We start from the raw sequence: 12,463 nt of genomic DNA on the forward strand, positions 1-12,463 counted from the left end.
GTGAACCATGAACCACTGTGTGCTGGAAGTGGAGGTGATCGACGCACCTACGGTTCGATACACCCAGGACAACCAGACGCCGATCGCCGAGATGTCGGTTCGGTTTGATCCGCTTAGGGAGGGCGATCAACCCGGTGAACTCAAGGTGGTGGGTTGGGGAAATCTGGCCCAGGAACTGCAGAGCCGCGTGCAGGTCGGCCAGCGCTTGATGTTGGAAGGGCGTCTTCGGATGAACACTGTGCCCCGCCAGGACGGGATGAAGGAAAAGCGGGCGGAATTCACTCTGGCGCGCATGCATCCCATCACTCCAGGCTCCGCTCCCCAACCGTCTCAGCCAGCAGCGGCCCCCACCGCAGCGGCTGCGCCACCAGCGAAGGCCGAGCCCGAGGCCGCCAGTTGGAATGCCGCCCCCCTGGTGCCGGATACGGACGAGATTCCCTTCTGAGCTCACCGCGCTCCGGACTCCTCCTCCAATTCGACGACCCGGGAGATCATCTGACCGAGTTCCCGTTCCAGGGCAGCCAGATCAAGCCGCAGGTCTGGCCAGCGTCCTCCATCGATCTGCTGCAACAGCCAGGCGCGATCAGCATCCAGTTGCTGCAGCAGAACCTTGAGATCGTCGGAGGAAGAACCGGTCACGGTCACCACAAGCCTTCATCTCTCCATCCTGAAGGCCGAGAAGTCACAATGGCGTCCTTAGTTTGGCGTCGATGAAAGATCTGTTGTCTCCCGGAAGCCTTGTCACCGTCGCCGGTGGCGTTCTCACCGTGGTGGGTGGTGTGGCCTATGCCACGGGAAGTGCCAATCTCAGCCTCCCAACCATCTTCTACGGGATCCCGATTCTTCTGGGGGGGCTGGCACTGAAGTCATCGGAACTCCCACCCGCCAGACGGGTTACCCCCAAGGCCCAGCTCAAGGCAGAACGCGAGCAAGCCGCTCCAGAGCTGGGCAAGCTGCTTGGGGATGTGACCCGGTGGCGCTATGGGCAGAAGGCCCATCTGGAGTCCTCCCTTGAAGCCCTCAAACTCTGGGACGAAGACAACCCACCGGCTCTCACCGAGATTGAAGAGTTGTCATCCGCTGCGGGCTATGGCCTGCGACTCCGGTTTGAGGGCAACGCCGTACCGATGGATCGCTGGGAAGACAAACTCGATCGCCTCGGTCGTTTTTTCGCCAAGGGGATGAAGGCGGAACTGACCCCTGTTGATCAAACCTGTTTCGATTTGAAGCTCCTGCCTGATGCCTGAGCCGATTCAATCCGGTGACGATGCCCTGAGGGTGTCGGTACTCAGTGAAGCGCTGCCGTACATCCAGAGATTTTCTGGCCGCCGCATCGTGATCAAGTACGGCGGTGCCGCCATGGCCCATGCCGAGCTGCGCGAGGCGGTGTTCCGTGATCTCGCCCTGCTGGCCTGTGTTGGGGTGCAGCCGGTGGTGGTCCATGGCGGAGGGCCGGAAATCAACCAATGGCTCAAACGTCTGGAGATCCCTGCCGAATTCCGCGACGGCCTGCGGGTCACCGATGCCGACACGATGGATGTGGTGGAGATGGTGCTGGTCGGGCGGGTCAACAAGCAGATTGTCAACGGACTCAATCAACTCGGAACGCGGGCCGTGGGTCTGAGTGGCAGCGACGGCAGCCTGGTGGAAGCACGCCCATGGGGCGACGGCAGCCATGGACTGGTGGGAGATGTGGCCCGGGTCAACCCGGATGTGCTGGAGCCGCTGCTGGAACGGGGTTATGTGCCGGTGATCTCCAGCGTTGCCGCCACCCCGGGTGATGGCCGCGCCCACAACATCAACGCCGACACCGTGGCCGGCGAGCTGGCGGCAGCCCTCGAGGCCGAGAAGTTGATCCTGCTGACCGATACCCCCGGAATCCTCAGGGATCGGGACGATCCCGACTCACTGATTCGCAAACTGCGTCTCTCAGAGGCGCGTCAACTCATCGATGATGGTGTTGTGGCCGGTGGTATGACCCCCAAGACCGAATGCTGCATCCGGGCCCTGGCGCAAGGGGTTTCAGCGGCTCACATCGTTGATGGACGGGTGCCCCACGCTCTGCTGCTGGAAGTGTTCACCGATGCCGGCATCGGCACCATGGTCGTGGGACGCGGCTGAAGCGTGGACGAGCAACCGGCTCCGCTGGACCTAACGATCGCTCAAACCGCGTTGGAACGCGGTGACTACGGCCAGTGCCTGGAACAGCTGACCCCGTTGGCGGAAGCCCGGCCTTTACCGGATCCCGAGGGAGCCAGGGTCCGGCTGTTGATGGTCACGGCCTTGATGGGTCAGGGGCGGGACCAGGAGGCCCTCACCATCTGTCAGCTGCTGAGCCGTTCCGGTGAACCGCAGCTGCGCCAGCAGGCCCGTCAGTTGCTGACGATCCTCGAAGCCCCCGCGTTGGACCGTCCAGAGCGGTGGTCCATGCGGCTTCCGCCTTTATCGATTCAAGCCACTGGCGATGCCGCACCGGTGTCGTCCCGACGTCGACGTTCGCGCAAACCGCCACCACCGCCCACAGGTCCCACCCGGCCTCCGGCACTGGGGTTTGCCGTCCTGGTCGCCGCCGTGCTGCTGGCCCTGACGGTGGCCCTGAGCGGCTGCGTTCGCATGCAAGCCGATCTCAGCAGCCCGGCGCCGAATCGCCTACAGCTCGCCTGGGAGATCCAGAGCAGCACCGGCCAACTCCTGCCCTGGCAGCAACGGTTTGACCGCAAGCTCCAGCCGCTTCAGCCTGATGTAACCGTGGAGCATCCCCGTCCGGGAACTCAGCGGATCACCACCGCCGCCATGCCCTCTGCAGCCTTCCGGTCAACCCTCACCCAGGTGTTTGAACTCTTAAGCGCCAGTGCTGGGATCGACCTACCGGAACCCAGGATCAGGCTCGTGGAGCGCAACTGGCTGGTGGGGGTGCAGCAGCGCTTGATCCTGCAACTGGATCTCGATCGACTGCCAGAGCTGCCCGGGGTTGATTTGACCCTCGGACTGAACCAGGGGCAGGTGAACCAAACCCTTCGCCCAACTAAAAACATCAACCTGGAAGCCAGCAGCTGGCGCTGGAGTCCACTGGGTCTGGGCAGCCTTGTGGTGGCGGTTCTGCTGTTGCTCAGTCTGCTGCTGCAGGGGGTTCGACGTCGTCTCGGATTCGGTTTCCCGGAACTTCCCTCCTGACCTACAGCTCCAGCGGATCAGGATCCACCGCCAGAGCCACACCGCGGGGAAGTTCGTCCCAGAGGGTCTGCCCGGGGGGAAGCGGCAGGGGGGAGCCCACCGGACCGTGGAGCAGCAACTGCCATCGGCTGCGCCCTGCCACCCGTGCCACCGGGGCTGGGGCCGGCCCCAACAACCACCAGCCACGGTCGCGACAGAGAGGACGTACCCGTTCCGCCAGAACCGATGCCGCTGTGGCCGTGGCGCTGGCGGACACACCGGACAACCGCAGCAGACAGGCGCGGCTGAAGGGCACGAGCGCCGCCTCCCGCCGCAGCTGCACCTCCTGGGCCAGGAAATCCTCGTACCGGCCATCCACCAGATGACGAATCACGGGATGGTCTGGGCAGTAGGTCTGCACCAGCACCTGACCGGGGCGTTCGCCCCGCCCAGCACGACCCGCCAGCTGCATCAGCAATTGCAGAGCCTGTTCAGAGGCCCGTAGATCGGGACGGTGCAACAGGCCATCCGCCGCAAGCACCGCCGCCAGCGTCACCTGGGGAAGGTCCATGCCCTTGGCCAGCATCTGGGTTCCGATCAACACATCCGCCTCGCCGGAGGCAAAACGATCCAGCAAGCGACGGTGTCCGTCTCGACCACCGGTTGAGTCCCGGTCGAACCGGAGCAGCCGCAGCCCATCCAATTCCTGATTAAGCAACTCCATGACCTTCTGGGTTCCGGCACCGAAGGGCTTGAAGGCGGTGGACCCGCAATGGGCGCAACGGTTGCCGATTGCATCGCGGTGATCACACCAGTGACAACGCAGCCACTGACGACCGCCGGAACCCCGGTGGACGGTGAGCGCCACATCACAGTTCGGGCACATCACCACCTCCCCGCAACTACGGCACCCCAGAAAAGGGCTGTAGCCCCGTCGTGGCACGAGGATCACCGCCTGTTCCCCCTTCTCCGGCAGCTCGGCCAATCGATCCATCAGCGGCCGACTGATCAGTCGACGGTGTCCTTCGGCGAGCTCATGCCGCATGTCCACCACATGGACCGGAGGCAGAGACTGCTGAGAGATCCGCTGGGTCAGACGTCCCAGATGCAGGGGCCCATCGGGATGCAGTTGCACCCAGCTGTCCAGTGATGGGGTGGCGCTGCCGAGCACCAGGCGCCCACCACTGGCACGAATCCGATCCAAAGCCAGGTCCCTGGCGTGATAGCAGGGCATCGGGGAGTCCTGTTTGTAGGAGCTGTCGTGTTCCTCATCCAGCACCACCAACCCCAGCGGCGAGAGGGGAATGAACACCGCTGAGCGGGTTCCCACCACCAGCAGAGGCTGCTCGGGCGCAAGGCAGCGACGCCACACCTGGAGGCGCTCCCGATCCCGGCAACCGCTGTGATATTCGAGAACCCTGGAGCCGAAGCGACGCCGGCAACGATCCACCAACTGAGGAATCAGGCCGATCTCAGGGGTGAGGATCAACACATGACGGCCGGCCGCCAACTCCTGCTCCGCCAACTGCAGGTACACCTCGGTCTTGCCGGACCCGGTGATGCCCCAGAGCAGCATCCCCTCCCCATCGGGAACGGCCTCAAAGCGCTGCATCACCTGCTGCTGCTCACTGGTGAGGGGCCTGGCGGCCTCCAGCGGGGCAGCAGACATCACCCCTGTGGAGAGGGGACGCCGATCCCGGCGCACCCAGCCTTTTGCCTCCATGGACCGGACCATGGCAGGACTGAAGCCGGAAGCTTCCAGCGAGCGCTGCCACAGTCCCGACCCCGCAGCATCCAGCGCATCCAGGAGTTGCTGCTGGCGGAACGTGAGGCGGGGAGCGGGCTCGGGTGGCTGCAACCGCTCCACCCACAACAATGCACGACCTTCAGACAGGGTCCGGGCCTGGCCCAGCCAACCGGCGGGGAGGGCTGCTTTCAGCATCCGGAACACACTGAGATGGCAGCGTTCAGCCACCCCCTCAAGCCAGAGGCGCCACTGGGGGTCTACTGCAGCTCGTTGCACCAGGCCTTCAACCGCCTGAAGCTTCTCCGGCACGGTGGCTCCAAGGGACACGTTGTATCTGGCAACCACCAATCCATGCAGAGGACGTCCCCTCAACCGCACCCGCACCAGGTCGCCGGCCTGCAACCCAAGCGCTGCATCGGCGCTGTAGGTGAAGGTCCTGCCCTCACGCCCAGCCTCAAGCCAGACCTCAACGAGATCAGGAGGCTTGTCGGAAGGGTTGCAAAGGCCCGAAAACTTCATTAAGGTGGAAATGTTGACTAAGTATTGGTCGACACTGCGCTCGATCCAGCGGGAAGACACGCAGTCTGAAGTCAGGACCTACGACCTGCCACTTCGACCGGTCTGAGACCACCCCGGACAGCACAGAATCCTGATCCAAGAGACCCCATCAGCGGTCACCTGCACAGCTTTCCATTGATCACGAGCGACGTTCTTCATCGCGGCACTGCCGTCGAGATTTAAACCGCCGTGACTTTCTCAGGGTTTCGTCTGCACGGGACTCCACTGGGATTGGTGCTGTTCTTCGTCTTCCCCTTTTCACGCTTCATCGACCATGAGCCCTGCCGCCACCAAAACCGCCAAGCCGGACATCGTTCTGCTGGCCAACTCCGAGGGAGAGGTGGGGGAGGTCATGCCAACCGCTGAAACCAAGAAGGTTCCAGCCCGACGTCGCAGCAGTAAGGCCAGCGCCAAGGATCTAACAACAGAAGCCGACGAGCTTTTAGCCGCCGCCGACCCGAAGAAGGCAGAGGCCAGCAAAACAAAAGACAAAGCAGCTCCGAAGGCCAGCACGAAAAAGACCACGGCCAAGGCAGCAACAGCCAAGAAACCCTCTGCCAAGAAAGCCACCGCCAAGAAAGCCAGCAGCAAGACCATCGCTGCGACTGATGCGGCACCAGCCAAGGCTGTGGTGGCCAAGCCTGAAATCGTGCTGTCTCCAGAGGAGAAAGCCAAAGCCATTGCTGCTGAGAAGGCAGCGAAAGCCAAGGCGCTGGCCAGCATCAAGATCGGCCCGAAGGGTGTCTACACCGAAGACTCCATTCGGGTGTATCTCCAGGAAATCGGACGTATCCGCCTGCTCCGGCCCGATGAGGAGATTGAGCTGGCTCGGAAAATCGCCGATCTGCTCCACCTTGAAGAGCTCGCCGCTCAATTCGAGAGCGACAACGGCCGGGAACCCGACAACAAGGAATGGGCGGCTCTAGTGGAGATGCCCCTGATCCGCTTCCGCCGACGCCTGATGCTCGGACGTCGGGCCAAGGAAAAGATGGTGCAGTCCAACCTGCGCCTGGTGGTGTCCATCGCCAAGAAGTACATGAACCGGGGCCTGAGCTTCCAGGACCTGATCCAAGAGGGCAGCCTCGGCCTGATTCGCGCCGCCGAGAAGTTTGATCACGAGAAGGGCTACAAGTTCTCCACGTACGCCACCTGGTGGATCCGGCAGGCCATCACCCGTGCCATCGCGGATCAATCCCGCACCATTCGCCTGCCGGTGCACCTCTACGAGACGATTTCCCGCATCAAGAAAACCACCAAGGTCCTCTCCCAGGAATTCGGTCGTAAGCCAACCGAAGAAGAAATTGCTGAATCGATGGAGATGACCATCGAGAAGTTGCGCTTCATCGCCAAGAGTGCCCAGTTGCCCATCTCCCTGGAAACCCCCATCGGCAAGGAAGAAGACTCGCGCCTCGGGGACTTCATCGAAGCCGACATTGAGAATCCTGAGCAGGACGTGGCCAAAAATCTTCTTCGGGAAGATCTGGAAGGAGTTCTCGCCACCCTCAGCCCCCGCGAACGGGATGTACTGCGGCTGCGCTATGGCCTGGATGACGGACGGATGAAGACCCTCGAAGAGATCGGTCAGATTTTCGATGTAACCCGCGAACGCATCCGCCAGATCGAAGCCAAGGCCCTGCGCAAACTGCGCCACCCCAACCGCAACGGTGTTCTGAAGGAGTACATCAAATGATCCTCAAGCATCGCTGAAAAGCGCTGCTATTACTGAGTTCACAGATACAGCCTTGACAACTGCACGCCGAGGGACCTCAATATGTACCTCGGCTTGTACCTCACTCTGGCTTCTGCACCGTTCCGCTATGCCTGGAGAAAGGGCAACGCTTGGTGGTTCAAGCGGCGAGTGCCTGCCAGTTGCAGAGAGGCCTTAGGCACCGCCCAATGGGCGTACAGGCTCGGGCCGATCAACGACGAGAACGGCTGTCGGATCAAAGCGGCGGAACACGAGAGAAAGACCAACGAGCTGATCAGCACGATCACAAGCGAAGTGCCGCCGTCGCCAGCAGCCGTGGAGCTGCTGGCACGGCGCATCGCAGCCAAGACCAACAACAAGCGTTTGGAAGTGCCTGAGGGCATCGCTGGCGAATCGGCGTTGCTCCTGAACAAGGCCAAGCGGTCCGCCATCGCTCAACACCTGAAAGACGACACGGCAGTGGTGCCGCTTGAGGCGGCACCAACGACTGTGGAACAGACAAAAGACAAGAACGGCGGCGTCCGACTCGCAACGCAACTGCCTGACGCAAGACACCTGCTGACGAGGTTTGAACTCACTGAGGCCAAGCTCCAACAGATCGAAGACGCGACAGCAGGCGAGACGTTGACGATGGAAGTAGGACAAATTGCGGCATCGACGGAAGAAGCTCCGTCTGGACTGCTGACAAGCGACAAAGAGCTGGCGGGAGAGCTGAAGAAAACGAGAGCCCGCCTGATCGATGAAGGGCAAGACGTCGATGGCGATCTGCTGCGCCGAGCCACGGCATTAGTCGCCCACCTCCAGGGCAAGCACGAGGGGAAAAGGCTGAGCGTCAATCGCGACGGCTTTGAAATGGTGCTGGAGCCAGAGAAGGTTCCCGCCGTCAAACGCAAATTGGAAGACCTGCCACGTCTGTACATCGAAGCCAAGAAAGGGGCTTACGACACCAAGCACAAGGCCATGGAGCATTTCATTGAGGTAACTTGGAAACAACATCTGGATCAGACATCCATCAACGACAGACACAAGCTGATCAGCGATCACCAACTGAAAGGCAGGGAGAAACGCGGAAAGAAAGCCTGGAAGGATTCCACCTTCATGACAAACATGCGGCACCTGAACTCACTGTTCAAATGGGCGGTCGACATGCAATATATAGAGAAAAATCCAGTTGAAGGATGGTCGAACGTATGGACACCTGAGAAGTCAGAGACAGACGAAGAAGACGACAGCAAGGGATTCACAGTTGATCAAATCAGGAAGATCGACAGGATCATCACTAACGGTATTTTCGACAACCCTGAAGACTTACATCTTTGGATCTTGCAAAGATGCTTCGGAGGACGCATCTCCGAATTTGCTGGCCTACGTCACTCTGACTTCAGAGAATTCAAAGGTCAAAAGTGTATCTTTGTCGTCAAGCATTCTCTCCGATCACTCAAGAACGGAAAGACAAAGAAGATCCTCCCAGTGCCAGCTTGCATCGAATGGCTGTGGGATACCTATGCAAGCGATGACAAAAGTGTGATTTGGCCGAAGTTCATGACCCAACGAAAAGACAAGATGGGTAACATGAGGACAGAATGGGCAACTACCTTTGCTGGCAATCTTGGAAGATGGATGAGGAAATATGCAAAAGACAACCAACTTGAACGCGAACTCCCGAATGAATACTGGACAACAAAAGTATTCAGACGTTCTATTGGATCAATCCTGAGAGATCTCACTGGAGAAGATCACGTGAGCCGAGACCACCTCAATCTCATGAGAGGCCACGCCGACGGATCCATTGCCAGGATCTACGACGACTCAGAAGTCAGGCAGGTCGCCAGGGCAGCCGAGATCTACGCGAGGGTCACAGGCTTCGACAAAATCGCCCTGGCCATGGGGGAGTCTGAGTGTCTTACTGTCTGAGAGAAAATAAGAAAACACCCGTACCTGAAAAGCCGCTGTCTGAGCACAGGCACTAAAAAAGCCGAGTGCCCAAAATCAATCGGACACTCGGACAGAGGCGATGGAAGATCAGAACAGTGGGCCGTCGCCGAACTGCATTGCGCGTTCTTGGTCCTCGATCTCCAGGCGCAACTCGTGGTTACACCGATAGACATTTTGGCGTGATCCCTCGATCCACTCCTTCTGTCCTGCCTTGATCCACTTGATCGGGGCAATACCTCGGCCAACCATCCCTTTGTTGCGTTCATAGTCCTTCTCTTCACCGTTGAAGACTTCCTTCCAACATTCGATGCCTCGGAAGTAAGGACGCTGTTTTGCAAATCGGGCAATTTCAAGCGTCATGGCAACTTCCTGCATGTACTGAAGGTTGTCTTCGTCAGCAAGCTCAGAAAGCTCAAGCGGAAGCATTGGAAGTTCTCCTTCTTTGTATGCCAAGACTGCTGCCAGCAAGATGGAATCTCGCTCAGCCAAGAGCTGGTCAGTGTCAATGGGATCGACCTTGGCCTTCTGAACAGTAATGATCTGATAGCGCCTATTGCCAGTTGGATCGCTGAGGAAGTTAGCTTCGTCGTTAATTAAGCCGCAAAGAACAAACCCACGCTTATGGGATTCTGAAGTTCGACCGTATTGAGGAACAAAGTCATCCCTAACGCTCGTCACGAAAGCCTTGAAGCTGTCAGTAGCTTCAAGACGTCCAGAGACGCGCTTGCCCAACTCAGTTAGCTCTACAGCGGCAAACTGATGGATGGTCTGCAATACCTTGGCAGTGACATCACCCGACTTTGGCATTGAGAAACCAGCAGTGATGTAGTCACCACCGACCAAGGCAGACCAGAACGAAGATTTACGGCAACCACCTTCCACTTGCAAAGTGACGATGTGGTCATACTTGAAGCCAGGCTCATACTGCCTAGCAACGAAGGCAATCAACCATTTACGTAAATAGACCGAATAGAGCTCTTCAAACTTGGATTCACCCGTAGGTCTCAAATAACGAGCAACTAGCGAATCAAGGTTTGCAGGCTCCAGCAAACCTTCTTCGTAACTCCCCAACAGTCCATAAAGATACTGACGAACAGGGTGATAGCTGTTCTTCAATGCAGCGCGGATCATGGCATCCATTGCAAGAGCCTTCGTAACTTCAACGTCAAGCTCTTCTGACAAGATGAAGTAAGCCTGCTGAGTATCTCGGTTCAGCAGAATCTCTCCATCCAGTTCAACATCGTTGCGCATCTCGTTGAACTTGAGCCTGTCACCAAATAACTCAGTCAACAGTTTCACCACTTCACGCGGTGATGTAATTCGATTAGTAATGGCAGTCATGGCGGGATATCTCTTGGTGCTCGGCGACAGCACAAAAAAAAGCCGATCAGCAATCCAATGAAGGGGGAAGCCTTAGAGCTTCCCTTCGATCACCTGCTTTGCATAAGCCGTTGCTGCATGGCGGATCAACACAGAACGCGAGACATTCTTCAGCCCAGCAGCCTCATCGATTATCCTCAATTGATCAGGAAGAAAGCGAGAACCTTTGGGTGAGTATGTGTTTAGATTCGCCATAGAGAAAGAAACAGGGGCGCCCCTTATAAACGCCCCTGACAGCAAGTGAATGGACCGCCAATCGCACGCGCCGAGTTACGCGTACCCTTTAATTTTAGCGGCAAATATTGAACAAAGAGCACGTTTTGGCTGTCAATAGCACTATCAACGATGCCTTTTCTTGATGCGCACAACTGCGCCAGCAGAAGACCAGACTTCTTCAATCTCGTCATCACTAACCATGCTCAAAGCATCGGCCCTTGAATCACTGGTAGGACGCAATCTCGCGTCCATCAGCTCACTTTGATTAGTACGAGAAAGTTGCTGAAGCCAGGCATTTTGGAGCCTGTCCAGATAGTCTTGCGTGGCTTGCTGCGCCTTTAGTGGCGCAGTGTGCTTCCAGCCCGATGGAAGTGGAGTGCCAGCAGGTGCGTGTGCTTGTACGTTGATCATTCGTCCAGTCGTTGGGAAATGCGATTTCGTTGAATTACCTCGGCAGTTTCCAGAAGAGTGATCGCGTGAGCAAGCTCGTCCTCGCTCTCCATCCACAGCGCCGATGCATGTCTGACTTCATGGGTCATACCGAGAGTGCGCGCTTCCAAAAGCGCCATTTCCAACCCTGCGGGTTTCACTCCAAGAAGCTTGCAAAGAGAAAAGTGACGCTGCTCGTTTAAACGAGAACACCTATTCTTCCAGAGTTCACACTCCAGCAAATTGTCTGGGGAAGGAACACACCTTGTGCCCATAATTACATCACTACGTATAAAACTATTCTAACGACGCTAAATCAAACAACGTGCCCGAGCACGTCAACACAAACTGATCTAAAAGGCAGCAGATTTGACAATGGTGGGGCAAGCGAAGATGCCCTTACAAACGGTGTTATTGCGCTGTGCGTTCTAAACCAAGTCGTTTCATCGTTCTCGCCACCTGAGTTGGTTGCCAAGCGGTCTTGCCAGCAGGCGTTTTGACGCCTGCTGCCATCAACGCATCAGCAATTTGAGCGAGCGTTGCGGTGTTCGCAGTGAAGGCAGACAGAAAGCCGCGAAGCCTTTCTGCCTCTGAATCCGCCTTTGCTTGCTGAGCAGCCCTTGCTCGTTCTTGATTTGGCCGCAGCCCTCCCAACTTCACCCCGCGAGCCTTGGCTGACGCCAGGCCCGCCTTCGTTCTTGCACTGATGAATTCCCGCTCCTGCTCCGCCAGGGCTGAATAGATGTGGAGTTGGAATTTGTCCGCATGCGGCATCGAGGCCACCTTGAACTCCAGGCCCTCCTCCTCCAGCAGCGCAGCAATAAAGGAGACACGACGCGACAAGCGATCGAGACGAGCCGCCAGCAGCGTTACTCCAGTTGCCTTGCACTGCGCGATGGCTTTGGTCAGCTCAGGACGATCGTTGTCAGTTGCGGTTTCGACTTCTTGGTAGCTCCCAAGCTCTTCGCAGCCTTCAACGTCGGGGCAGCAAGCGCTCAGAAAAACGTACAAATTACGGCGCTGAGCATCCAGACCGTAATTGCGGCCGTTCTTGCTGTCATGCGACAGACTGAGGTAGGTGACGAAGTGACCCATGAAGCCTTTGCGCAAGCCTCCTCTATTAACCATCTAAAACATCTCCACCGCATCAATTCCTTTCAATTGCAGTACGAAGCAAAACATGAGGCAACAAGCTTCCGAATGCAACAGCGCTGGAATATGTCAGGCAGCGGTCAATAACTGGAAGCTCTGAATCATATCTAATTAACCAAAAAAATTTAAATCAAAAGTGTCATTTTTTTTAACCAATCAAGTGCAACCGAGATATATAAAAATAG

General features: G+C 57.9%; 11 protein-coding genes. 6 read left to right on the forward strand and 5 right to left on the reverse strand.

Features of this window, described 5'->3' with window-relative positions; genetic code table 11:
• Positions 1-7 precede the first annotated feature (7 nt).
• A complete protein-coding gene (locus SynA1524_RS08885; RefSeq protein ID WP_186496972.1) occupies positions 8-445 on the forward strand; it encodes a single-stranded DNA-binding protein in 438 nt (145 codons plus the stop codon).
• A 2-nt stretch (positions 446-447) separates the two neighbouring features.
• Here SynA1524_RS08885 and SynA1524_RS08890 read toward each other — a convergent pair whose 3' ends face one another.
• Positions 448-639, reverse strand: a complete 192-nt coding sequence (locus SynA1524_RS08890; RefSeq protein WP_186496974.1) for a DUF8666 family protein — start codon at positions 637-639, stop codon at positions 448-450.
• A gap of 71 nt (positions 640-710) precedes the next feature.
• Between SynA1524_RS08890 and SynA1524_RS08895 the strand changes: the two genes are divergently transcribed.
• Genes SynA1524_RS08895 through SynA1524_RS08905 form a run of 3 tightly spaced genes read left to right on the forward strand, consistent with a single transcriptional unit; the run spans position 711 to position 3,174 of the window.
• A complete protein-coding gene (locus SynA1524_RS08895; RefSeq protein ID WP_186496976.1) occupies positions 711-1,247 on the forward strand; it encodes a DUF2854 domain-containing protein in 537 nt (178 codons plus the stop codon).
• Positions 1,240-2,121 carry an acetylglutamate kinase gene (gene argB / locus SynA1524_RS08900; protein WP_186496978.1) on the forward strand — a complete coding sequence of 294 codons (882 nt, stop codon included), beginning with the start codon at positions 1,240-1,242 and terminating at the stop codon, positions 2,119-2,121. The genes SynA1524_RS08895 and argB overlap by 8 nt, the downstream gene beginning before the upstream one ends.
• A 3-nt stretch (positions 2,122-2,124) precedes the next feature.
• Positions 2,125-3,174, forward strand: a complete 1,050-nt coding sequence (locus SynA1524_RS08905; protein WP_186496980.1) for a DUF3153 domain-containing protein — start codon at positions 2,125-2,127, stop codon at positions 3,172-3,174.
• A gap of 1 nt (position 3,175) precedes the next feature.
• Here the strand turns inward: SynA1524_RS08905 and priA are convergent, their stop codons facing one another.
• Positions 3,176-5,419 (reverse strand): replication restart helicase PriA, encoded by a 2,244-nt coding sequence (gene priA / locus SynA1524_RS08910; RefSeq protein WP_186499592.1) that lies wholly within the window; start codon positions 5,417-5,419, stop codon positions 3,176-3,178.
• 313 nt (positions 5,420-5,732) lie between these two features.
• Between priA and rpoD the strand changes: the two genes are divergently transcribed.
• The gene (rpoD, locus tag SynA1524_RS08915; protein WP_186496982.1) at positions 5,733-7,148 is read left to right on the forward strand and encodes an RNA polymerase sigma factor RpoD; all 1,416 of its coding nucleotides are present in this window, start codon (positions 5,733-5,735) and stop codon (positions 7,146-7,148) included.
• 81 nt (positions 7,149-7,229) lie between these two features.
• Positions 7,230-9,080 carry a site-specific integrase gene (locus SynA1524_RS08920; RefSeq protein ID WP_222930481.1) on the forward strand — a complete coding sequence of 617 codons (1,851 nt, stop codon included), beginning with the start codon at positions 7,230-7,232 and terminating at the stop codon, positions 9,078-9,080.
• A gap of 108 nt (positions 9,081-9,188) precedes the next feature.
• On the opposite strand, the gene SynA1524_RS08925 is transcribed toward SynA1524_RS08920, so the two are convergent.
• From SynA1524_RS08925 to SynA1524_RS08940, 3 genes are all read right to left on the reverse strand, one after another.
• Positions 9,189-10,442, reverse strand: a complete 1,254-nt coding sequence (locus SynA1524_RS08925; protein WP_222930482.1) for a VapE domain-containing protein — start codon at positions 10,440-10,442, stop codon at positions 9,189-9,191.
• Positions 10,443-10,820: 378 nt separating this feature from the next.
• Positions 10,821-11,108 (reverse strand): hypothetical protein, encoded by a 288-nt coding sequence (locus SynA1524_RS08930; RefSeq protein ID WP_186496988.1) that lies wholly within the window; start codon positions 11,106-11,108, stop codon positions 10,821-10,823.
• A 429-nt stretch (positions 11,109-11,537) separates the two neighbouring features.
• A complete protein-coding gene (locus SynA1524_RS08940) occupies positions 11,538-12,221 on the reverse strand; it encodes a recombinase family protein (protein WP_186496992.1) in 684 nt (227 codons plus the stop codon).
• Positions 12,222-12,463 lie beyond the last annotated feature (242 nt).

It is taken from the genome of Synechococcus sp. A15-24 (genome assembly GCF_014280195.1).
Classification (GTDB): Bacteria; Cyanobacteriota; Cyanobacteriia; order PCC-6307; family Cyanobiaceae; genus Parasynechococcus.

Coding starts and splice junctions, on each gene's coding strand:
- SynA1524_RS08920 (WP_222930481.1), top strand. CDS start 7,230: ATGTACCTCGGCTTGTACCTCACTCTGGCTTCTGCACCGTTCCGCTAT.
- argB (WP_186496978.1), top strand. CDS start 1,240: ATGCCTGAGCCGATTCAATCCGGTGACGATGCCCTGAGGGTGTCGGTA.
- SynA1524_RS08940 (WP_186496992.1), bottom strand. CDS start 12,221: ATGGGTCACTTCGTCACCTACCTCAGTCTGTCGCATGACAGCAAGAAC.
- SynA1524_RS08925 (WP_222930482.1), bottom strand. CDS start 10,442: ATGACTGCCATTACTAATCGAATTACATCACCGCGTGAAGTGGTGAAA.
- SynA1524_RS08895 (WP_186496976.1), top strand. CDS start 711: ATGAAAGATCTGTTGTCTCCCGGAAGCCTTGTCACCGTCGCCGGTGGC.
- SynA1524_RS08885 (WP_186496972.1), top strand. CDS start 8: ATGAACCACTGTGTGCTGGAAGTGGAGGTGATCGACGCACCTACGGTT.
- priA (WP_186499592.1), bottom strand. CDS start 5,419: ATGAAGTTTTCGGGCCTTTGCAACCCTTCCGACAAGCCTCCTGATCTC.
- rpoD (WP_186496982.1), top strand. CDS start 5,733: ATGAGCCCTGCCGCCACCAAAACCGCCAAGCCGGACATCGTTCTGCTG.
- SynA1524_RS08930 (WP_186496988.1), bottom strand. CDS start 11,108: ATGATCAACGTACAAGCACACGCACCTGCTGGCACTCCACTTCCATCG.